This window comes from Aquicoccus porphyridii (assembly GCF_008369105.1).
Classification (GTDB): domain Bacteria; phylum Pseudomonadota; class Alphaproteobacteria; order Rhodobacterales; family Rhodobacteraceae; genus Aquicoccus; species Aquicoccus porphyridii.
Window position 1 is genome coordinate 49,511 of the sequence record NZ_VINQ01000004.1, and the last position, 19,540, is coordinate 69,050.

The window sequence follows — 19,540 nt, forward strand, 5'->3', positions numbered from 1 at the left end:
TTCACGCCATGGCTGCGGCGCTACGACGCGCGCGGCCCGTTTGCAGCCACATGATCAGCGCCAGAAGCGCCAGCGCCGGGATATAGAACACCTCCTTCGGCATCCGCTCGGCCTCTTCCTCGACCACCAGAACCTCCCAGTCGAAATCAATGCCCTGCTGTTGCAAATCACCCCCGAATTCGAGGTTGTCGACATAAACGCCGCCGTCATCCTCGGTACGGAAGGCGATGCCGGCATTCTTCTGCAACCGCGCCGCGCCGTCCCCATCCGATTGCGCCCCGAGATCGAGCGCGACCGTGGTGGCCATGATCCGCCCGGTGGCGAAATTCTCGCCTTCGAGCCGCACCCTCAGTTGTGCGTCATCGGGCGCCGCGCCCGCCAGCTCGACCAGTTGCGCAGGATCGACATGCACGTAAGGGTCTTCGACCATGTCGAGCCAGAAACCTGGCCGGAACAGCGTGAACGCGATGAGCAAAAGCGCCACGTTCTCCCACATCCGGGATCGGGTGAGAAAATATCGCTGCGTCGCCGCCGCAAAGAGCAGCATGGCGATGAGCGCGACAATGAAGACGAACACCGCCTTTGCAGGGCCGACATCAATGAGCAGAAGCTCGGTGTTGAAGATGAACAGGAACGGCAGGATCGCGGTGCGGATGTCATAGGAAAAGCCGATGACCCCGGTGCGGATCGGGTCGCCCTTGGAAATCGCCGCCGCGGCAAAGGCGGCAAGACCCACGGGCGGTGTGTCGTCCGCGATGATGCCGAAATAGAAGACGAACATATGCACCGCAATGAGCGGCACGATGAGGCCCGATTTCGCCCCCACCGCCACGATCACCGGCGCCATCAGCGAGGTGATGACGATATAGGTCGCCGTGGTCGGCAGGCCCATGCCCAGCACGAGGCTGAACAGTGCCACGAAGATCAGCATCAGGAGCAGGTTACCGCCCGAGATCACCTCGATGAATTCGCCGATCACCTGATGCGCGCCGGTGAGGCTCACCGTGCCGACGATGATGCCCGCCGTGCCGGTCGCCACCGCGATGCCGATCATGTTGCGCGAGCCTGCGATCATGCCGTCGATGAACTCGCCCCAGCCACGCGCCCAGTGGGTAAGCGTGCCGTTGCGGAACATCGCCTTCAGCGGGTGCTGGGTCAGCATGATGAAGATCATCGCCACCGTCGCCCAGAAGGCCGAAAGCCCGGGCGAAAGCCGTTCGATCATCAGGTTCCAGATCAGCACGATCACCGGCAGCACGTAATAGGCGCCGGTCTTGGCCACCGGGCCCGGTTCGGGCAGTTCGGTGAAGGCGGCGTTGGGGTCATCGACCTCGAGATCGGGAAATTGCGCGGCCCAGCGCAGAAGCACCAGGTAGGCCGCGAAGAAAAGCACCGCCATGCCCGGAAGCGACCACGCGCCGAGAAGCGGCTTGAGCCAGCCGAGACCGTAATAGATGATGAGGCACAGCACGCAGAACACGATCACGCCCAGCATGAAGCTGGCCAGCTTCTGCGCGAGATTGCGCGCAGGGCCTTTGCGGGGCAGCCCTTCGAGGCCCATCTTGCAGGCTTCGAGATGCACGATATAGACCAGCGCGATGTAAGAGATCAGCGCCGGGAGAATGGCGTGCTTGACCACGTCGAGATAGGAAATCCCGACATATTCGACCATCAGGAAGGCCGCGGCCCCCATCACCGGCGGGGTCAGTTGCCCGTTGGTCGAGGATGCCACCTCGACCGCGCCGGCCTTTTCGGCCGGAAAGCCCACCCGCTTCATCAGCGGGATGGTGAAGGTGCCGGTCGTCACCGTGTTGGCGATCGACGAGCCCGAGATGAGGCCGGTCGCCGCCGAGGCCACCACCGCGGCCTTGGCCGGGCCACCCTTGAGATGGCCCATCAGGGCGAAGGCCAGCTTGATGAAGTAATTGCCCGCCCCCGCCTTTTCGAGCAGCGAGCCGAACAGCACGAAGAGAAACACCATCGAGGCCGAAACCCCGAGCGCGAGGCCGAAAACGCCCTCGGTCTGCATCCAGAAATGGCCCATCGCCTTCGAGAACGAAGCGCCCTTCCACTGCATCGCATCGGGGAAGAAATCGCTGTCGCCGAAGAACACGTACATCAGGAACACGAAGGCCACGATCACCATTGGTAGGCCCAGCGCGCGATAGGTGGCCAGCAGCACCGCCACCAGCCCGATGGCCGAGGCCACCACGTCGCCCGTGGTCCAGAGCCCCGGACGACCGGCAATCGCGGTCTGGTTCCACAAGAGATAGAGCGTGGCATAAAGCCCCGCCGCGATCAGCAGCCAGTCATACCACGGGATACGGTCGCGCGGCGAGGCGCGGAACATCGGATAGGCCAGCGTCGCCAGCGTCAGCCCGAGGGCAAGGTGCAACACGCGCTGCACGTCGGATGTGATATAGATCCAGTTCTGCCCGGTCCATGCCGCCACCAGCGCCGGAACCGGCGAGGCGTTGAGCACCTGCCCGAAGGCCCAGATCAGCGCGATGATGGCGATCAGGCTACCCTGCCAACCCACCGGATTGCGCGCGCCGACATCGAAATCGGCGGCAAAGGCCGCTGCGTCGGTTACACCACCAGAGCCGTTCTTGTTCTCACTGGCCATTCTTTTACCCCCTGTCCCGGTTTCATGTCCCGGTTTCTCCGGTCATGTCGGGCAACCCGGCCCTTTTGTGGGCCTTTCTTGACATGGTTGCCGAACAACGGGCGCGGGGGCCGAAACCCCCGCGCCAGCGCCCTCATCATTCCATGAGGCCAAGTTCCTTGTAGGCCTTGATTGCACCGGGGTGCAGCGGGGCCGACAGGCTGTCCCTGATCATTTCCTCGGCCTTGAGATTGGCAAAGGCCGGGTGCAGCTTGCGGAAATCGTCGAGATTGCCCAGAACCGCCTTGGCGACCTGGTAAACCGCTTCGTCCGACACCTGGGCCGAGGTCACGAAGGTCGCGCCGACACCGAAGGTGGTGACGTCATCGGGGTTGCCCGGATACATGCCGCCGGGAATGGTGGCGATGCGGTAATAGGGGTTCTCCTCGACCAGCTTGTCGATCTCGGGCGCCACGGCGGACACCAGTTTCGCGTCGCACGACGCCACGGTTTCCTGGGTCAGCGCCGAGGGGTGGCCCACCAGCCAGAAATAGCCGTCGATCTGGTTGTCGCACAGTGCGCCGCTCGTCTCGGCCGATTTCATCTGGCCGGCCAGCGCGAGATCGTCACGGCTCCAGCCCATGGCTTCCTCGATCACTTCCCAGGTGCCCAGCGTGCCGGAACCCGGGTTGCCGACATTGAACCGCTTGCCCGGAATGTCGGTGATGTTGGTGATGCCGCTATCGGCACGGGCCAGGATCGTCACCGGCTCGGGGTGGACGGAAAACACCGCGCGCAGATCCTCGAACGGGCCGGCCTCTTCAAAGCGCGAGGTGCCGTTATAGGCGTGATACTGCCAGTCGGATTGCGCCACGCCGAATTCCAGCTCGCCCGAGCGGATCGTGTTGATGTTGTAGATCGACCCGCCGGTCGATTCGACCGAACAGCGGATTCCGTGTTCCTTGCGGTCCTTGTTCACGAGGCGGCAGATCGCGCCACCCGTGGGGTAATAGACCCCGGTCACACCGCCGGTGCCGATCGAGACGAATTCCTGGGTCTGCGCCTGCACATGGCCGGTGGCCATGAGCGTTGCGGCAGCCGCTGCAAAAAGTTTGAGTTTCATGTCGGAGTTCACTCCCTTGTTGTGACGGTTAGCGCAGGGCGCCCCCTGACCGGCAAACCCGGCAAGGCGCGCACCCCGCGCGATTGAGGCGGGCCGGATCGCTCCGGCCATGCCCGACCAAGACAGAATGCGACTGCTCGCACCCGCTTGTCCAGTATCGCGACGTTAAACCCGGGGAATTGTTTTTCCAACTTTTTTCAGCCGCACACCGGGCAAGGCCGGTCGGGCTGGCGCAATCCCGGCGGCCAACCCGGCCCCAAGGCGCCAAGCGCGGCAGGCCCAAGACCCGGCCTCATGCAGCAGAACGCGGCAGGCCAGACCCCGGCCTCAAGCAGCCGAAGGCGGTAGGCCAAACAAACCTGGTGCGGGCGGTGGGACTCGAACCCACACGGGGTTTCCCCCTTCGGATTTTAAGTCCGATATGTCTACCATTCCATCACGCCCGCCTGCGTCACGCGACCTTAAAAGGTTTCGCAAGATGCCTGCAACACGACATTTGGGAAAACGCGCCTGTCGCCGGACCGATTGCCACCCCGGCCCGGGCCTAGAGGTCCGGCCCGGTCTCGTCGGGGGGCAGCGCGCGCAGGAAACGGCGCTCGGGCAGCCACGGGTTGAGATCGACCGCCACGCGCAGGTCATGCTGGGCCTCGGCCTCGCGGCCCAGCGCGAAGAGCGTCATCGCCCGCCCGGACAGCGCCCCGATATGGGTCGGCGTGAGGGCCAGCGCGCGGTCGAGATCGGCCAGCGCCGCGCGGTAATCCTGCGCGATGAAATAGGCAAAGGCGCGTTGGTTGTAACCCTCGGCGTAATCCGGGCAATAGGCGGTCAGCGTATCGAAAGCCGCAATCGCCCCGAGCAGGTCGCCCACCGCCCGCCGGGTCATGCCCCGCTCGAGCATGGATTGCGCCCGCTCATCGGGCGCATCGGCCCAAAGCGCCCACATCTCGTTGGTGATGCGGCGCGCGGCGCGTTCATTCTCGGCATCGCGCACCTCTTCGACCAGCCGCGCGAATTCGACCGCGTGGTCGGGCGGCGGCGGGCAGGACTCGGCGGCCAGAGACCCCGACCAGAGCCCCGCAATCACGAGCGATGACATGAGGCGCCACATACCCCCATCATCGCGTTGCAGCGTCAGCCGTCAAATAACATCTGCGACATCGGACTCCTTCACCGCCTCCATCGCGACGAAGGTCGAGGTGTTCTCGACATGCGGCAGCGCGGTGATCTCCTCGGCCAGAACCCGGCGGTAATCGCGCATGTCGCGGGTGCGCACCTTCAGCAGGTAATCGAAACTCGCCGCCATCATGTGGGCCTGTTCGATCTGGGCAATCCCCGCCACGGCCGCGTTGAACGCCCGCAGGGCCGCTTCGCGCGTGTCGTTGAGGCGCACCTCGACAAAGGCCACATGATCGAGCCCCATGCGGATGGGATCGAACATGGCGCGATAGCCGGTGATCACGCCGGTCTCCTCAAGCCGCCTGACCCGCGCCTGCGTGGGCGATTTCGACAACCCGATGCGACGCGCAAGGTCGGCGATGCTGATCCGCCCCTCGCTGGCCAGAATCGACAGAATCCGCCGGTCGTGCCGGTCGAGATCGCCAAATGCATCTGACTTGTCTTTCTCTCTCATTTTGGCCCTTTCGCCCATCATATCGTCATTTTTCAGGACACCCGCCTGCAAGATCGGTGGTATCCTAGCCCAGACAAACGGAGAGCGCCATGCCCCTGCCCGACCATATCGCCGCCATCGACGCCGCCACCTATGCCGACGAGGCCGACACCCTGTCGCGCCTGATCGAGACCGCCGCGCTTGACGAGACCGCGCGCGCCCGCATCACCGCGCGCGCCGCCGAACTCGTGCGCGACATCCGAGGCCGCGCGAACCCCGGGCTGATGGAGGTGTTCCTCGCCGAATACGGGCTCTCGACGGATGAGGGCATCGCGCTCATGTGCCTCGCCGAGGCGCTGTTGCGGGTGCCCGATGCCGACACGATCGACGCGCTGATCGAGGACAAGATCGCGCCTTCCGACTGGGCGCGGCACATGGGCCATTCGACCTCGCCACTGGTCAACGCCTCGACCTGGGCGCTCATGCTCACCGGCAAGGTGCTCGACGACCCGAGGCCCGGCCTGATCGGAAGCCTGCGCGGCGCGGTCAAGCGGCTGGGCGAACCGGTGATCCGCACCGCCGTCGGCCGCGCGATGCGCGAGATGGGCCGCCAGTTCGTTCTCGGCGAAGACATCAGCGCGGCGATGGACCGCGCGGCGGGCATGGAGAAGAAGGGCTATACCTATTCCTACGACATGCTGGGCGAGGCGGCGCGCACCGAAGACGACGCACGGCGCTATCACCTCTCCTACAGCCGCGCGATCACCGCCATCGCCGCCGCCTGCAAGAGCCGCGACATCCGCCAGAACCCGGGCATCTCGGTCAAGCTTTCGGCGCTCTTCGCGCGTTACGAGGTGGCCCAGCACGCCCGCGTGATGGACGAATTGACACCCCGGCTGCGCTCACTGGCGCTGTTGGCGAAATCCGCCGGCATGGGCCTTAATATCGACGCCGAAGAGGCCGACCGCCTGACCCTCTCGCTTGACGTGATCGAAACCGTGCTGTCGGAACCCGCGCTGGCCGGGTGGGACGGGTTCGGCGTGGTGGTGCAGGCCTATGGCCAGCGCGCGGGCGAGGTGCTTGATTTCCTGCACGCACTGGCCGAGAAACATGACCGCAAGCTGATGATCCGGCTCGTGAAGGGCGCCTACTGGGACACCGAGATCAAGCGCGCACAGGTCGAGGGGGTCGCGGGTTTCCCGGTCTTCACCCGCAAACCCGCAACCGATGTGAGCTACCTCGCCAATGCGCGCAAGCTCTTGGGCATGAGCAACCGCATCTATCCGCAATTCGCCACCCACAACGCGCATACGGTCGCCGCGATCCTCGACATGGCCGCCGATATGGGCGTGGCCAAGCAGGCCTTCGAATTCCAGCGCCTGCACGGCATGGGCGAGGCCCTGCACGAGATCGTCATGGACCAGGAAGGCAGCAATTGCCGGATCTACGCACCGGTCGGGGCGCATCGCGACCTCTTGGCCTATCTCGTGCGGCGGCTCCTGGAGAACGGGGCGAACTCCTCCTTCGTCAACCAGATCGTGGACGAGGACGTGCCCCCCGAAGAGGTCGCCCGCGACCCATTCGACGCCCTGTCCGACCCCGCGCCCGTCATTCCCACCGGCCCGCAACTCTTCGCGCCCGAGCGCACCAATTCCAAGGGCTTCGACCTCACCCACAGCCCGACACTCGCCGCCATCGAAGAGGCGCGCACGCCGTTCCGCCACCACGAATGGACCGCCGCGCCGATCCTTGCGGGCGATGCCTCACCCGAGGCCCCCGAGCCGCTGACCAACCCCGCCGATCCCGCCGACCACCCCGGCACGGTGGCCTGGGCCAGTGCGGCGGATGTGGAAAGCGCCCTTGCGGCGGCCACGCCATGGGCCGCACCCGCCTCGGAACGCGCGACGATCCTCAACCGCGCCGCCGACCTTTACGAGGCGCATTTCGGCGAAATCTTCGCCATCGTCGCCCGCGAGGCCGGGAAATCCCTGCCCGACGCGGTGGCCGAGTTGCGCGAGGCGGTGGATTTCCTGCGCTACTATGCCGCCAACGCCCCCGAGGGCGACCCGGTGGGCATCTTCACCTGCATCAGCCCCTGGAACTTCCCGCTTGCCATCTTCACCGGACAGGTCGCGGCGGCGCTGGCGGCGGGCAACGCGGTGCTGGCCAAACCGGCCGAGCAGACCCCGCTCATCGCCCATCGTGCGGTCGAACTCATGCACGAGGCGGGCGTGCCGCGCGACGTGCTGCAACTCCTGCCCGGGGCGGGCGAGGTCGGCGCGGCACTCACCTCGGATGCGCGGGTCGGCGGCGTCGCCTTCACCGGCTCGACCGACACCGCGCGCATCATCCGCCGCGCCATGGCACGGCACCTTGCCCCCGACGCGCCGCTGATTGCCGAAACCGGGGGCCTCAACGCGATGATCGTCGATTCCACCGCCCTGCCCGAACAGGCGGTGCAGGCCATCGTGGAAAGCGCGTTCCAGTCGGCGGGCCAGCGTTGTTCGGCGCTGCGCTGTCTCTACGTGCAGGAGGACATCGCCGAGGGCTTCACCGAGATGCTCAAGGGCGCGATGGATCAGCTCGCCATGGGCGATCCGTGGCACCTGTCCACCGATTGCGGCCCGGTGATCGACGACGAGGCGCGCGCCGGCATCGCCGCGCATATCGACGCGGCGCGCGCCGACGGGCGATTGATGCACGAAATCCGCACCCCCAACGCGGGCCATTTCATCGCCCCCACGCTGATCCGCGTGGGCGGCATCAAGGATATGGAGCGCGAGATATTCGGCCCGGTGCTGCATCTCGCCACCTTTCACTCGGGCGATCTCGACCGGGTGATCGGCGACATCAACGCCACCGGCTACGGGCTCACATTCGGGTTGCAAACCCGGATCGACGACCGGGTGCAGCATGTCTCCGAGGCGATCCACGCGGGCAACATCTATGTCAACCGCAACCAGATCGGCGCCATCGTCGGAAGCCAGCCGTTCGGCGGCGAGGGCCTTTCGGGCACCGGCCCCAAGGCGGGCGGGCCGCATTACCTCGCCCGGTTCGGCGCCCGCCCCGCCCCGCAGACCGGGGAGGCATGGCCGCAGGACACGGAGGCGCAAACGGTGCAAAAGGCGCTCGACGCGGCCCCGGCGGCGGCGGGCGGCACCACGCTCACCCTGCCCGGGCCGACGGGTGAATCGAACCGGCTCACCACCCTGCCCCGCCAGCCGCTTCTCTGCATGGGCCCGGGCGAGGAGACCGCCAAGGCCCAGGCCGAGGCGGTGCGCGCACTCGGCGGACGGGCGGTCACCGTGACGGGGCAACTCGCGCCCGAGGCGCTGACCACGCTCAGCGGCCTGTCGGGCGTGATCTTCTGGGGCGACGCCGACATGGCGCGCACCTGCGCCAGCGCACTGGCCGAACGCGACGGGCCGATCTTGCCCTTGATCACCGGCATGCCCGACACCGGTCACGTGATGGGCGAACGCCATGTCTGCGTCGACACCACCGCCTCGGGCGGCAATGCCGAGCTTCTGGGCGGCGCCGCGTAATTGATGCATCGCTCACCCCGCCACCGCGCGCGATCCGAGGGCGCAGGACAGTGAGTATTTTCGCCAAGAAAGAGACCCGGCACCCGCACGCGCCCCACTGTTCTTTCTTGGGAAAAATACTCATCTGCACCCCCGCCCCGACCCGCGCAACGCTTGAGAATCGGGCACACCCGCAGGATTCGGCAGGCGGGGTCGAGGCGCAGCCGAGACCCCGCCCCCGGGCGACGCCGCAGGCGGCGCAAATCCTGCGACTCAGCCGAGTTTCATGATGATGCAGGTGGTCGAGCCGGTCGCATAGAGCCGGTCATCCTCCACCCCCCGGATCTCGCCATCGGCGATGCCGGTCGAGCGGCCCGCGTGATGCACCGTGCCGATGGCACGCACCTGCGTGCCGATGGGAATCGGTCGGATGATGTTGATCTTGTATTCCAGCGTCGTATAGGCCGAGCCCTTGGGCACCTTGGTCTGGATCGCGCAGGCCATGCAACTGTCGAGAATCGTGCCGTACCATCCGCCATGCACGGTGCCGATCGGGTTCATCACCTCGAACGCGGGCGCGCCGGTGAAAATCACCCGCCCCTCTTCCACCAGCTCGGGCCAGAACCCCATGGTCCGCCCGATCGGCGGCCCGGGCAGGCGCCCGTCGGCAATGGCCTGCATGAATTCCAGCCCCGACATCGACAGGATGTCTTCCATCGTGGCAAGGTCTTCGGGTGTTTCGGCGTATTTGCGTGACTCGGCCATGGCATGTCCCCTGTTCGCTGGGGGAAATGCTAGGCGGGCGGGCGGGGGCCGTCCAGACGGCCCGCCGCCGCGTTACGCGACGTTCTCGAGCTGCACCCGCGGCACCACACCCAGCGCATGGCACACGTCACGGGTGAGTTCCGGGCGGTTGAGCGTATAGAAATGCAACGCATCCACGCCTTCGTCGATCAATTCCGAACACATCTCGGTGCAAAGCGCCGTGGCCAGCAGGTCCTCGCGCCCGTCGCGTTCGGCCTTGGCAAAGGCATCGTCGAGCCACGCCGGCACCGACGCGCCGCAACGGAAGGCAAAGTTGCGCACGCCTTTCCAGTTCTCGATCGGCACGATGCCCGGCACGACGGCCTTCTCGATCCCGGCCTTGGCACATGCGTCGCGGAACCGCAGGAAGCTTTCGGTCTCGAAAAAGAATTGCGTGATCGCCTCGTCTGCCCCCGCATCGAGCTTGGCCTTGAGCCAGTCGATATCGGCCTGCGGGTTCTTCGCCTCGGGATGCACGTCGGGATAGGCGCCGACGCGAATGGTGAACTTGCCGGTCGCCGCCAGCGCCTCGATCAACTCGACCGAATGGGCGAACCCCTCGGGATGCGGCACGAAGCGGCCCGACCCCTTGGGCGGATCGCCACGCAACGCCACGATCTCGGTGACACCCGCCTCGGCATAGCTTTCGGCGATGGCCAGCGTTTCTTCGCGCGTCGCGTCCACGCAGGTCAGGTGCGCCGCCACGTTGAGGCCGGTTGCCTTGTTGATCGTGCGTACCGCGTCACGGGTGAGATCACGCGTCGTGCCGCCCGCGCCGTAAGTCACCGAAACGAAACGCGGATCGAGCGGCGCCAGCGCGTGGATCGTGTCCCAAAGGCGGAACGAGCCTTCGAGGTTCTGCGGCGGGAAGAATTCAAATGAAACTTTCGGGGCCATGATGCGACTCGCTTCCTTTTGTTCCGTCCAATTTGACCGCCCGTGCGACGTGAGGCAAATTCATTATTTTCACGATCAACATGAGGGGGCTTCACATTTGATCCCGACCATGGCACATGCCCTGCGACAGGATCGAGGGTCGCCCATGCATATCGAGTTTCGCCACCTGCGCACCATTCGCGCCATCCACCAGGCCGGGGGCCTTGCCCGGGCGGCCGACCTGCTCAACATCACCCAATCGGCGCTCTCGCACCAGATCAAGGGCATCGAGGACCAGGCCGGGGTCGCGCTGTTCGTGCGCCGCTCGAAACCGCTGCGCCTCTCTGCCGCCGGTCAGCGCCTGCTGCGCGCCGCCGAAAAGGTGCTGCCCGAGATCGAGGCGCTCCAGGCCGAGTTCGCGGGGCTGCGCATGGGCAGCGCCGGGCGGTTGCATATCGCCATCGAATGCCATGCCTGTTTCGAATGGCTGTTCCCGGTGCTCGAACAGTTCCGCAAGACCTGGGGCGAGGTCGATGTCGATATCCGCCCCGGCCTCGCCTTCGACGCCCTGCCCGCGCTCATCCGCGAGGATGTGGACGTGGTGATCTCGTCCGACCCCGAGGCGATCGAGGGCGTCGAGTTCCGCCCGCTCTTTGATTACGAGCCGGTCTTCGTCGCCGCCGCCAATCATCCGCTGGCCGCGAAACCCTTTGTCGTGGCCGAGGATTTCCGCGATGAAATGCTGATCACCTACCCGGTGGAGCGCGGGCGGCTTGACGTGTTTTCCGAATTGCTCACCCCCGCAAGGGTCGAACCGCGCGGCGTGCGGCAGGTCGAATTGACGGCGGTGATCCTGATGCTGGTGGCCTCGGGGCGCGGCGTGGCGGTGCTGCCTGACTGGGTGCTGCGCGAGATCCGCACCTCGACCGATTACATCACCCGCCCGATCACCGAAACCGGCCTGACCAAACGGCTCTATGCCGCGATCCGCTCGGATGATTCCGACCTGCCCTACATGGCGCATTTCCTGAAACTCGGGCGCGAGATCCCGGTGCGGATGCAACGGGGATAGGGCGGGCCCGCCCCGGCCCTGAGCCGGGGCCTCTCGCCCTTGTCATGGGCCCCGGCTCAACGCCGGGGCCGGTGTTTCCGATCAGACCCGGCGCGGCTTATCCGGCCAGTTTCGCGGTCATCTCGACCAGCCTTTTGGCCTGGTGCGCCACCGCCTTGGCCCCGGTCTCGTCAAACGCACCGGCATTGGCCGAGTAGCCATAGGGATTGCCGCCCGATTCGAACAGGATCGGATCGGTATAGCCCGGCGCGACAATCACCGCGCCCCAATGCATCACCGATGTATAAAGGCCAAGAAGCGTCGACTCCTGCCCGCCATGGGTGTTCTGGGCGCTGGTGGTCGCGGTAAAGGTCTTGTTGGCCAGCTTGCCCTCCATCCAGAGCCCGCCCAGCGTGTCGATGAACGCGCGCACCTGGCTTGGCGCCGCACCATAGCGGGTGGGGGCCGACCAGAAATAGCCATCGGCCCATGTCATGTCGTCATGGCTGATCTCGGGAATGTCGGCCGCCTTGTCGGCCTGCGCCTTCCAGGCGTCCTGCCCCTCGACCACCTCGCGCGGGGCGGTTTCGGCAAAACGGCGCAAACGCACCTCGGCCCCGGCCGCTTCGGCGGCGCGGGCGGCCTCTGCGGCGACCTGGTGATTGGTGCCATAGGTCGAATAGAATGCAATCAGGATTTTCGGGCTGCTCATGTCATGGATCTCCTTGTTGAGCGATTGTTCCCCAACGACCTATGCCCCCGTCGCCGCACTTGCACTGTTTGCCTGCGAACAGAGCCTGTGCGCCACGCTTGCCCCTTGGCAAGCCGCACCACCCCGCGTATACGCCGCCCCTGAACCAAAGGAGCCGCGCCATGCAGGGCAGTGCAAATCTCAACATCATGATCAAGGCCGCGCGCAAGGCGGGCCGCAGCCTGCTCAAGGATTTCGGCGAGGTCGAGCAGCTTCAGGTGTCGGTGAAAGGCCCCGGCGATTTCGTGAGCCGCGCCGACCTGCGCGCCGAAGAGATCCTCAAGGAGGAGTTGCGCGGCGCACGCCCCACCTATGGCTGGCTGGGCGAAGAGGGCGGCTTTGAGCACGGCGAAGACCCGACCCGACGCTGGATCGTCGATCCGCTCGACGGGACCACGAATTTCCTCCACGGGCTGCCGCATTGGGCGGTTTCGGTCGCGCTCGAACACAAGGGCAAGATCGTGGCGGGCGTGATCTTCGACCCGGTCAAGAACGAGATGTTCTTCGCCGAAAAGGGCCAGGGCGCGTGGCTCGACGATTACAAGCGCCTGCGCGTTTCGGGGCGGCGCAAGATGATCGAATGCATCTTTGCCACCGGGCTGCCTTTTGGCGGGCGGGCCGATCTGCCCGAAACGCTGCACGATCTCGCGCGGCTCCTGCCCGCCTGCGCCGGGGTGCGGCGCTGGGGCTCGGCGGCGCTCGATCTCGCCTATGTCGCGGCGGGGCGCTATGACGGGTTCTGGGAACGCGGGCTCAATGACTGGGATCTCGCCGCGGGCCTCCTGATCGTGCAAGAGGCCGGCGGGTTCATCGAACCGATCGACCCCGGGGGCCACATCCTCGAAGACGGCACGGTGATCTGCGCCAACGAGGCGATGTTCGACCCCTTCGCCAAGCTGATCCGGGGAAGCTGATCCGGGGCTGCGCGCGCCGCGTTAACCGGATTTCGCCCTCGCCCGGCACGGATTTCCCGGCAGCCGGGCGGCAGCCGGAAAGCAGCCGGATGTCACCCCCCGGTTTTTCGCGGAAAAATCGCCGTTAACCCCACCGTGCGCCGCGCGGTTCAGCCCTTGCGATCCGACGGATGGTTGACCCCGTCCACCCACGCAATCGGGTCGAGATCGCGCGGGCTCACCCCCTCGATCGCACCAAGGTTGACGCCGAATTCCTTCGGGTTCGAGCGCCGCCTGTGGTGGGTATAGATGCCGCATGCCCGGCAGAAATAATGCTCGGCCGTCCCGGTATTCCATTGATAAAGCGTGAGATTTTCCGCGCCCTTCACGATTTCGAGCCGCCCCTCGGGCACCGTGACCGCCGCCGCCCCGCGCCGTCGGCAGAACGAACAGTCACAGCGCCGCGCCGTATCCAGCCCCTCGGGCGGATCAATCGCAAGCTCGACCGCCCCGCAATGACATGTCAGCCGCATGGTCATTTTCGTCTCCTACGTGTGATCCGGGGCACGTTCGAAGGGTCATATTTCGCCTCCGGATGCGGCGGATGCCCCGCATGCCGCGCCCAGAACCCCTTACCACCATTGGATAAAAAGACCGGGATGGTCAGAATCGCCCCGATCGCGAAACCGCCCGCATGGGCCCAGTAGGCCACGCCCCCCGCCATCGGATCGGCCCCCAGACCGCCGATGAATTGCAAGCCGAACCAGACCGCCAGCATCACCCATGCAGGGATCGTGAAGATGCGGAAAAAGATGATGAATATGAACAGGATATCAATCCGCGCCTTGGGGAAAAGCAGAAGGTATCCCCCCATCACCCCGGCAATCGCCCCCGAGGCCCCGACCGTCGGCACCATCGAATGAGGCGCCATCGCCACATGCACAAGCCCCGCCCCCACGCCACAGGCCAGGTAGAACAGCAGATAGCGCCAATGCCCCATCAGGTCTTCGAGATTGTCGCCAAAAATCCACAAGAACAACATGTTACCAAGGATATGCATAAACCCGCCATGCAGGAACATCGAGGTAACGAGCGTCTCGTAACCGCCGCCCGACATCACCCGCGCAGGCAGGATCGCCCATTCGTGAAAGAACATGTTGAGCGCGCGCGGATCGTTGAAGAGCCCGACATAGGACAGGAACACCGCGACATTCACCACGATGAGCGCATAGGTGACATAGGGCACGCCGTTCGACGGGTTGTGATCGCGGATCGGAAACATGGCCCGAGGCTAGCCGCTTTGCCGACGAGGGAAAAGCCACAAGATGCCCGTCATTCAGTCGACCAGGGCCGCCTGCACCAAGGCCTTGAGTTCGACCCGGCTTGGATAGGACGAGGACGGAACGAGCTGGGTGAAATAGACCACCGTGAGCCGCTCGACCGGATCGGTCCAGAAATAGGTCGAGGCCATGCCACCCCAACCGAAATCGCCCACCGATCCCGGCATGCGCGCCAGCGCCGGATCAAGCAGCACACCACCGCCAAGGCCGAACCCCATGCCCGCCATCGGCATTTCCATGAAGCTTTCCGCCCCCAGCGAGGCAATATCGCCGGGCAGGAAGTTTCGCCGCATGAAGGCGACCGTTCTCGGGCCGAGCAGCCGCACACCATCGAGTTCGCCACCCCGGCGCAACATCTCGCCAAAGCGCATGTAATCGTCGAGCGTCGAGACCAGCCCGCCACCGCCCGAGAACATGCTCACGCGCTCTTCGGCAAAGGCACTTTTCCCAGCCGGGTCGAGCAGGGCCAGCGGATCGTCGGGCGTCTTGGTATAGCAATCGGCGAGCCGCGCCTGTTTGCCCGCGGGCACGCAAAACCCGGTATCCGCCATGCCCAGCGGGTCGAACACCATTTCGCGCAGCACCCGGTCGAGCGGCTGGCCGGTGACGATCTCGATCACCCGGCCGATCACGTCGATGCCGACGGAATATTCCCATTTCGTGCCGGGCCGAAACGCCAGCGGCTGCGCCGCTGTGTGGTCGCACATATCGGCCAGAACGCCCATGCGCGGGCCGAAATCGACCTTCTCGCGCTCATAGATCCGCGCCGCGAGACCGGGGTTGAACCCGTAGGTGAGGCCCGATGTATGGGTCAGACATTGCGTCAGCGTGGGCGAAGGCACCTTTTCGACCTGCGCCTCGTCGGTGGCGCCCGGCAACAGGGCGTGGCAGTCGGCAAAGCCGGGGATATAGTCGGACAACCGGTCTTCGAGCCGGACCAGCCCGCGTTCCATCAACATGGCCAGCACCGCCGAGACCACCGGCTTGGTCATCGAATAGATGCGCGCGATGGTATCGCGCGCATAGGGCAGGCCCTGCGCCACCGACCGCTGCCCATCACAGCCGAAATACGCCTCTTGGCCGTCACGAAAGATCAGCAGGGATGAGCCGGTATAGCGCCCGCTTTCGCGGTTGCGCACCATCCAGTCGTCGATCCGGGCGAGGCGGTCGGGGTCGAACCCCGGCATTGTGTCCCTCATACTTCCAGCCATTCCTTGCGGATCGCTTCGTTCGCGGTGAGTTCCTCGGGCGTGCCCTCGAACACCATGCGCCCGTGCCCCATCACGTAGACACGGGTGGCGATGCGCAACGCGATGGTCAGTTTCTGCTCGACCAGCAGGATCGAGACGCCCCGCTTGGCGATCATTTCGAGCATGTCCCCCACCTGTTCGACGATCTTGGGGGCCAGCCCCTCGGTCGGTTCGTCGATCATCACGAAATCCGGGTCGCCCATCAGCGACCGGCACACGGTGAGCATCTGCTTTTCGCCGCCCGACAGCACCGCGGCATCGACGTCGGCACGTTCGCGCAGGTTGGGGAAGGCGTCGAACATCATGTCCATCGACCAGCGCCCCTGCCCGTCCTTCTGCCCGGGCTTGAGCCCGAGGGTCAGGTTCTGCTTGGTGGTCAAACCGGGAAAGATGTCACGGTTCTCAGGCACATAGCCGATCCCCGCCTTGGCAACCTCATAGGACGGCTTGCCGGCAAGTTCCTTGCCGCGAAACTTGACCGAACCGCGCGGCGGCACCTCGCCCATCACCGCCTTGCAGGTGGTCGAGCGGCCAACGCCATTGCGGCCCAGAAGGGCCACGATCTCGCCCTCCTGCACCTTGAAATCGACGCCCTGAAGGATATGGCTCTTGCCGTAATAGGCGTGCAGATCGGTGACTTCCAGCATCGCGCTCATGACGCCTCCTCCTCAAGCGTGGTTCCGAGATAGGCTTCCTGCACGGCCTTGGAGGCGCGCACCCGCTCGGGGGTGTCGGTTTCGATGATCTCGCCATAGACCAGCACGCTGATCCGGTCGGCAAGATCGAAAATCACGCCCATGTCATGTTCGACGACCACGAGCGTCTTTTCCTCGGTCACCTTGCGGATCAGATCGACAATCAGGTCGGTTTCCGAATGGCTCATCCCGGCGCAGGGTTCATCCAGCATGATGATGTCGGCCCCGCCCGCGATGGTAATCCCGATCTCGAGCGCGCGCTGTTCGGCATAGGCCAGCGCACCGGCGAGCATGTCGCGGCGCTTGGTAAGGTTGATCTGTTCGAGAATCTCGTCGGTTCGGCGGGTCAACTCCCTTTGACCGTTCACCATGGTCCAGAAATTGTACTTGTAACCCATCGACCAGAGGAGACCACAGCGGACATTCTCGAACACCGTCATCTTGTGGAAGATGTTGGTGATCTGAAAGCTGCGTGAAAGCCCCATGCGGTTGATTTCAAAGGGCTTCTTCCCACTCACATCCTGGCCGTGCAAAAGCACCTGTCCCGTTGTGGGCGCGTATTTCCCGGTGATGAGATTGAACAGCGTCGATTTCCCGGCACCGTTGGGGCCGATGATCGCGTGACGCTCGCCCTTCGTGATTTCGAGATTCACGTCCTGGATGATCTTGGCAAGGCCAAAGCTCTTGTTGAGGTTTCTCAGTTCGATCGCGGCTGCGGTCATTTGCCTGCCTCCCCCATATGCGTCGCCTCATCCCAGGCCGCCTTGAGCCCGGGGGCGAGCTTGACCAGCGCATAGGCGCTCACCCCGGCTATGACGAGGCCGATGATCATCGGTAGCGGCGAGTGACTGTCGAAGGTGAGCCACCAGTAGATCGTCATTTCGTTGTCGCCGCGCCCGGCATGTCGGGCATGAAACAGGATCTCGAGCACCGCCGCCGTCGACAGAATGAAGGCCAGCGTCGGCACGGCCATTTTTGCATAGGGTTTGACCAGGTACCCGATCTTGCCCAGTTTCCATGGCATTACGTGCAGCGCCAGAAGCCCGGTGAGCCCGAAGGGAAAGAACATCACCGTCGCGACGAACAGGATACCGACATAAAGCGCCCAGATCTCGGTATGCAGGCTCAGCACGGTTTGCAGCAGGGTAAAGACGATGGCCCCGATGATCGGCCCGATGAAAAAGCCCACGCCGCCAAGGAACGTCACCAGAAGGATGCTCCCCGACGTGGCGAGGTTGAGATTCTCCTCGGTCAGGATCTCGAAGTTGATGGCGAAAAGTGCGCCCGCGATCCCGGCAAAGAAACCCGAGGCGCAGAAGCTGATCCAGCGTACATTGCGTTGGGAATAGCCCAGGAACTCGGCGCGTTCCTCGTTGTCGCGCACCGCGTTGGCCAGTCGGCCCATCGGCGTGCGCGAATAGAGATACATCCCCAGCGCCGCGATCAGAAGCCACACCGCCGTCAGGTAATAGACCTCTTGCTGCTGGCCAAAATCCCAGCCGAAGAAGGGCAGCATGTCGGTGCGGTTGCCGCTGATTCCCTCTTCGCCGCCAAAGAAGATCACGATGATGATCGACAGCGACGCAACCAGCTGGCCCACCCCGAGCGAGATCATGGCAAAGGTCGTCCCCGCCCGTCGGGTCGAGAACCACCCGATGAGAAAGGCAAAGAGCAGCCCGAAGAACCCGCCGAAGATCGGCAGGACCGGCAAGGGCAGCCATGGATCGTCGCTCATCCAGTTCAGGACATGCATCGAGAAGAACCCGCCCAGTCCCATATAGACGGCATGGCCGAAGCTGAGCATCCCGCCCTGCCCCAGAAGCATGTTATAGGCCAGCGCAAAGACGATGGTGATCGCCATCTGGTTCATGATCGTCAGCGCCGCACGCGAGTCGAAGATCACCGGCAGCAGGAACAGCGCCACCGCGGCGATGATCCATGGCAGCGCATGGTTGAGCGGGACAAGCCGACTTGTCCCGGCGGTCAGGGGATTGGTGGATGGGGTGCTCATGTCTCACGCTTCCCAAAGAGGCCCTGCGGACGCACCACAAGGACGATGACCATAAAGAGATAGGGCAGGATCGGCCCGACCTGCGGCAATGTCAGGGTCCAAAGATCCTGCCAGGCGCTTTCCCACATCAACGTCGGCTTTTCGAAACCGAGCCAGATCAGAAGATCCTCCATCCGCAGGTTGTAACTGGCTGCGAAGGTCTGCATCCAGCCGATCAGGAGCGAAGCGACAAGCGCGCCCCAGAGGCTCCCGAGCCCGCCAACCACGATGCACACGAACACGATCGCCCCCAGCGTGAAGGCCATGCCCGGAAAAGTGCCCATCACCGGCCCGGCGATCACGCCGGCCAGGCCCGCCATCGCGGTGCCGACGCCGAACACGCCCATGAACACCATCGGCACGTTGTGGCCAAGGTTCTGCACCGTCTCGGGATATGACAGCGCCGCCTGGATCGTCATGCCGACCCGGGTTCTGGTCAGGATGTAGAGCAGCACGAGGAACAGCGCGATCGCCATGAAGATCATGAAGACCTTGTAGGCCGGAAAGGTGTTGCCGGCGATGGCGAAGGCCGTGAAATCAAGCGCCTCGGGCGGGTTGTACGGCACCTGCTGGCGGCCCCAGAAGAATTGCACGAATTCCTCGATCAGAAGGGCAAGCCCAAAAGTGAAGATCAGTTCGGGTACATGGCCGTATTGGTGGACCCGCCTGAGCCCGTATCGCTCGATCAGCGCCCCCATCACGCCGACGATGATCGGGGCCACGATGAGCCCCGCCCAGAAGCCGGTGAACATGCTGATCTGATAGGCAAAATAGGCGCCCAGCATGTAAAAGCTCGCATGGGCGAAATTCAGCACGCCCATCATCGAAAAGATCAGCGTCAGCCCGCTGCACAGCATGAAGAGCAACAGCCCTGTGACGAGACCGTCCAGGATGTTGACGATAAAGAGCGACATGCGTCGGCCTCCCTGCCCTCGGTCAGTTGATTGGAATTCTTGTGCGTGTCCCGGG

At 64.7% G+C, this 19,540-nt stretch carries 17 protein-coding genes and 1 tRNA gene; 3 read left to right on the forward strand and 15 right to left on the reverse strand.

What is annotated here, in order from left to right; translation table 11 throughout:
• Nucleotide 1: 1 nt before the first annotated feature.
• From FLO80_RS07365 to FLO80_RS07385, 5 genes are all read right to left on the reverse strand, one after another.
• On the reverse strand, nucleotides 2–2,626 hold the full coding sequence (locus tag FLO80_RS07365) for a TRAP transporter permease (protein WP_111365163.1): 2,625 nt from the start codon (nucleotides 2,624–2,626) through the stop codon (nucleotides 2–4).
• Nucleotides 2,627–2,762: 136 nt separating this feature from the next.
• A complete protein-coding gene (locus FLO80_RS07370; RefSeq protein ID WP_111365700.1) occupies nucleotides 2,763–3,728 on the reverse strand; it encodes a TAXI family TRAP transporter solute-binding subunit in 966 nt (321 codons plus the stop codon).
• A 360-nt stretch (nucleotides 3,729–4,088) separates the two neighbouring features.
• Nucleotides 4,089–4,174: transfer RNA gene (locus tag FLO80_RS07375), tRNA-Leu, on the reverse strand.
• A 98-nt stretch (nucleotides 4,175–4,272) separates the two neighbouring features.
• The gene (locus FLO80_RS07380) at nucleotides 4,273–4,824 is read right to left on the reverse strand and encodes a tetratricopeptide repeat protein (RefSeq protein ID WP_246156604.1); all 552 of its coding nucleotides are present in this window, start codon (nucleotides 4,822–4,824) and stop codon (nucleotides 4,273–4,275) included.
• 42 nt (nucleotides 4,825–4,866) lie between these two features.
• Entirely contained in the window at nucleotides 4,867–5,358 is a 492-nt protein-coding gene (locus FLO80_RS07385) for an Lrp/AsnC family transcriptional regulator (protein WP_111365702.1), read from the reverse strand.
• Nucleotides 5,359–5,447: 89 nt separating this feature from the next.
• On the opposite strand from FLO80_RS07385, the gene putA reads away from it, so the two are divergent.
• Entirely contained in the window at nucleotides 5,448–8,882 is a 3,435-nt protein-coding gene (putA, locus tag FLO80_RS07390; protein WP_111365169.1) for a bifunctional proline dehydrogenase/L-glutamate gamma-semialdehyde dehydrogenase PutA, read from the forward strand.
• 252 nt (nucleotides 8,883–9,134) lie between these two features.
• Here putA and FLO80_RS07395 read toward each other — a convergent pair whose 3' ends face one another.
• Together FLO80_RS07395 and metF are read right to left on the reverse strand one after the other, a co-directional pair.
• On the reverse strand, nucleotides 9,135–9,626 hold the full coding sequence (locus FLO80_RS07395) for a PaaI family thioesterase (protein ID WP_111365172.1): 492 nt from the start codon (nucleotides 9,624–9,626) through the stop codon (nucleotides 9,135–9,137).
• A 72-nt stretch (nucleotides 9,627–9,698) separates the two neighbouring features.
• A complete protein-coding gene (gene metF, locus FLO80_RS07400) occupies nucleotides 9,699–10,562 on the reverse strand; it encodes a methylenetetrahydrofolate reductase [NAD(P)H] (protein ID WP_439328710.1) in 864 nt (287 codons plus the stop codon).
• A gap of 145 nt (nucleotides 10,563–10,707) precedes the next feature.
• On the opposite strand from metF, the gene FLO80_RS07405 reads away from it, so the two are divergent.
• Nucleotides 10,708–11,613 carry a LysR family transcriptional regulator gene (locus tag FLO80_RS07405; protein ID WP_111365704.1) on the forward strand — a complete coding sequence of 302 codons (906 nt, stop codon included), beginning with the start codon at nucleotides 10,708–10,710 and terminating at the stop codon, nucleotides 11,611–11,613.
• A gap of 97 nt (nucleotides 11,614–11,710) precedes the next feature.
• On the opposite strand, the gene FLO80_RS07410 is transcribed toward FLO80_RS07405, so the two are convergent.
• Nucleotides 11,711–12,304 carry an NAD(P)H-dependent oxidoreductase gene (locus tag FLO80_RS07410; protein WP_111365177.1) on the reverse strand — a complete coding sequence of 198 codons (594 nt, stop codon included), beginning with the start codon at nucleotides 12,302–12,304 and terminating at the stop codon, nucleotides 11,711–11,713.
• Between the two features lie 161 nt (nucleotides 12,305–12,465).
• On the opposite strand from FLO80_RS07410, the gene FLO80_RS07415 reads away from it, so the two are divergent.
• Nucleotides 12,466–13,257, forward strand: a complete 792-nt coding sequence (locus FLO80_RS07415) for an inositol monophosphatase family protein (RefSeq protein ID WP_111365180.1) — start codon at nucleotides 12,466–12,468, stop codon at nucleotides 13,255–13,257.
• Between the two features lie 149 nt (nucleotides 13,258–13,406).
• On the opposite strand, the gene FLO80_RS07420 is transcribed toward FLO80_RS07415, so the two are convergent.
• Genes FLO80_RS07420 through FLO80_RS07450 form a run of 7 tightly spaced genes read right to left on the reverse strand, consistent with a single transcriptional unit; the run spans nucleotide 13,407 to nucleotide 19,485 of the window.
• The gene (locus FLO80_RS07420) at nucleotides 13,407–13,769 is read right to left on the reverse strand and encodes a GFA family protein (RefSeq protein ID WP_188078246.1); all 363 of its coding nucleotides are present in this window, start codon (nucleotides 13,767–13,769) and stop codon (nucleotides 13,407–13,409) included.
• Nucleotides 13,770–13,771: 2 nt separating this feature from the next.
• Complete coding sequence (locus tag FLO80_RS07425) at nucleotides 13,772–14,518, reverse strand: rhomboid family intramembrane serine protease (RefSeq protein WP_111365186.1); 747 nt, start codon at nucleotides 14,516–14,518, stop codon at nucleotides 13,772–13,774.
• A 54-nt stretch (nucleotides 14,519–14,572) separates the two neighbouring features.
• Nucleotides 14,573–15,775 (reverse strand): serine hydrolase domain-containing protein, encoded by a 1,203-nt coding sequence (locus FLO80_RS07430; RefSeq protein ID WP_246156605.1) that lies wholly within the window; start codon nucleotides 15,773–15,775, stop codon nucleotides 14,573–14,575.
• Nucleotides 15,772–16,482: an ABC transporter ATP-binding protein gene (locus FLO80_RS07435; RefSeq protein WP_246156606.1), complete on the reverse strand. Its 711-nt coding sequence runs from the start codon at nucleotides 16,480–16,482 to the stop codon at nucleotides 15,772–15,774. The genes FLO80_RS07430 and FLO80_RS07435 overlap by 4 nt, the downstream gene beginning before the upstream one ends.
• Entirely contained in the window at nucleotides 16,479–17,243 is a 765-nt protein-coding gene (locus tag FLO80_RS07440; RefSeq protein WP_111365188.1) for an ABC transporter ATP-binding protein, read from the reverse strand. Before FLO80_RS07440 ends, FLO80_RS07435 begins: the two co-directional genes overlap by 4 nt.
• A complete protein-coding gene (locus FLO80_RS07445) occupies nucleotides 17,240–18,532 on the reverse strand; it encodes a branched-chain amino acid ABC transporter permease (RefSeq protein WP_111365191.1) in 1,293 nt (430 codons plus the stop codon). The genes FLO80_RS07440 and FLO80_RS07445 overlap by 4 nt, the downstream gene beginning before the upstream one ends.
• Nucleotides 18,529–19,485, reverse strand: coding sequence for a branched-chain amino acid ABC transporter permease (locus FLO80_RS07450; RefSeq protein ID WP_111365194.1), 957 nt, complete (start codon nucleotides 19,483–19,485; stop codon nucleotides 18,529–18,531). Before FLO80_RS07450 ends, FLO80_RS07445 begins: the two co-directional genes overlap by 4 nt.
• Nucleotides 19,486–19,540: the final 55 nt, after the last annotated feature.

Bases quoted from the DNA above. Each gene is read 5' to 3' on its own strand.
- FLO80_RS07445 (WP_111365191.1), bottom strand. From the start codon at position 18,532: ATGAGCACCCCATCCACCAATCCCCTGACCGCCGGGACAAGTCGGCTT.
- FLO80_RS07405 (WP_111365704.1), top strand. From the start codon at position 10,708: ATGCATATCGAGTTTCGCCACCTGCGCACCATTCGCGCCATCCACCAG.
- FLO80_RS07450 (WP_111365194.1), bottom strand. From the start codon at position 19,485: ATGTCGCTCTTTATCGTCAACATCCTGGACGGTCTCGTCACAGGGCTG.
- metF (WP_439328710.1), bottom strand. From the start codon at position 10,562: ATGGCCCCGAAAGTTTCATTTGAATTCTTCCCGCCGCAGAACCTCGAA.
- FLO80_RS07420 (WP_188078246.1), bottom strand. From the start codon at position 13,769: ATGCGGCTGACATGTCATTGCGGGGCGGTCGAGCTTGCGATTGATCCG.
- FLO80_RS07435 (WP_246156606.1), bottom strand. From the start codon at position 16,482: ATGAGCGCGATGCTGGAAGTCACCGATCTGCACGCCTATTACGGCAAG.
- FLO80_RS07385 (WP_111365702.1), bottom strand. From the start codon at position 5,358: ATGAGAGAGAAAGACAAGTCAGATGCATTTGGCGATCTCGACCGGCAC.
- FLO80_RS07430 (WP_246156605.1), bottom strand. From the start codon at position 15,775: ATGAGGGACACAATGCCGGGGTTCGACCCCGACCGCCTCGCCCGGATC.
- FLO80_RS07365 (WP_111365163.1), bottom strand. From the start codon at position 2,626: ATGGCCAGTGAGAACAAGAACGGCTCTGGTGGTGTAACCGACGCAGCG.
- FLO80_RS07440 (WP_111365188.1), bottom strand. From the start codon at position 17,243: ATGACCGCAGCCGCGATCGAACTGAGAAACCTCAACAAGAGCTTTGGC.
- putA (WP_111365169.1), top strand. From the start codon at position 5,448: ATGCCCCTGCCCGACCATATCGCCGCCATCGACGCCGCCACCTATGCC.
- FLO80_RS07425 (WP_111365186.1), bottom strand. From the start codon at position 14,518: ATGTTTCCGATCCGCGATCACAACCCGTCGAACGGCGTGCCCTATGTC.
- FLO80_RS07380 (WP_246156604.1), bottom strand. From the start codon at position 4,824: ATGTCATCGCTCGTGATTGCGGGGCTCTGGTCGGGGTCTCTGGCCGCC.
- FLO80_RS07415 (WP_111365180.1), top strand. From the start codon at position 12,466: ATGCAGGGCAGTGCAAATCTCAACATCATGATCAAGGCCGCGCGCAAG.
- FLO80_RS07395 (WP_111365172.1), bottom strand. From the start codon at position 9,626: ATGGCCGAGTCACGCAAATACGCCGAAACACCCGAAGACCTTGCCACG.
- FLO80_RS07410 (WP_111365177.1), bottom strand. From the start codon at position 12,304: ATGAGCAGCCCGAAAATCCTGATTGCATTCTATTCGACCTATGGCACC.
- FLO80_RS07370 (WP_111365700.1), bottom strand. From the start codon at position 3,728: ATGAAACTCAAACTTTTTGCAGCGGCTGCCGCAACGCTCATGGCCACC.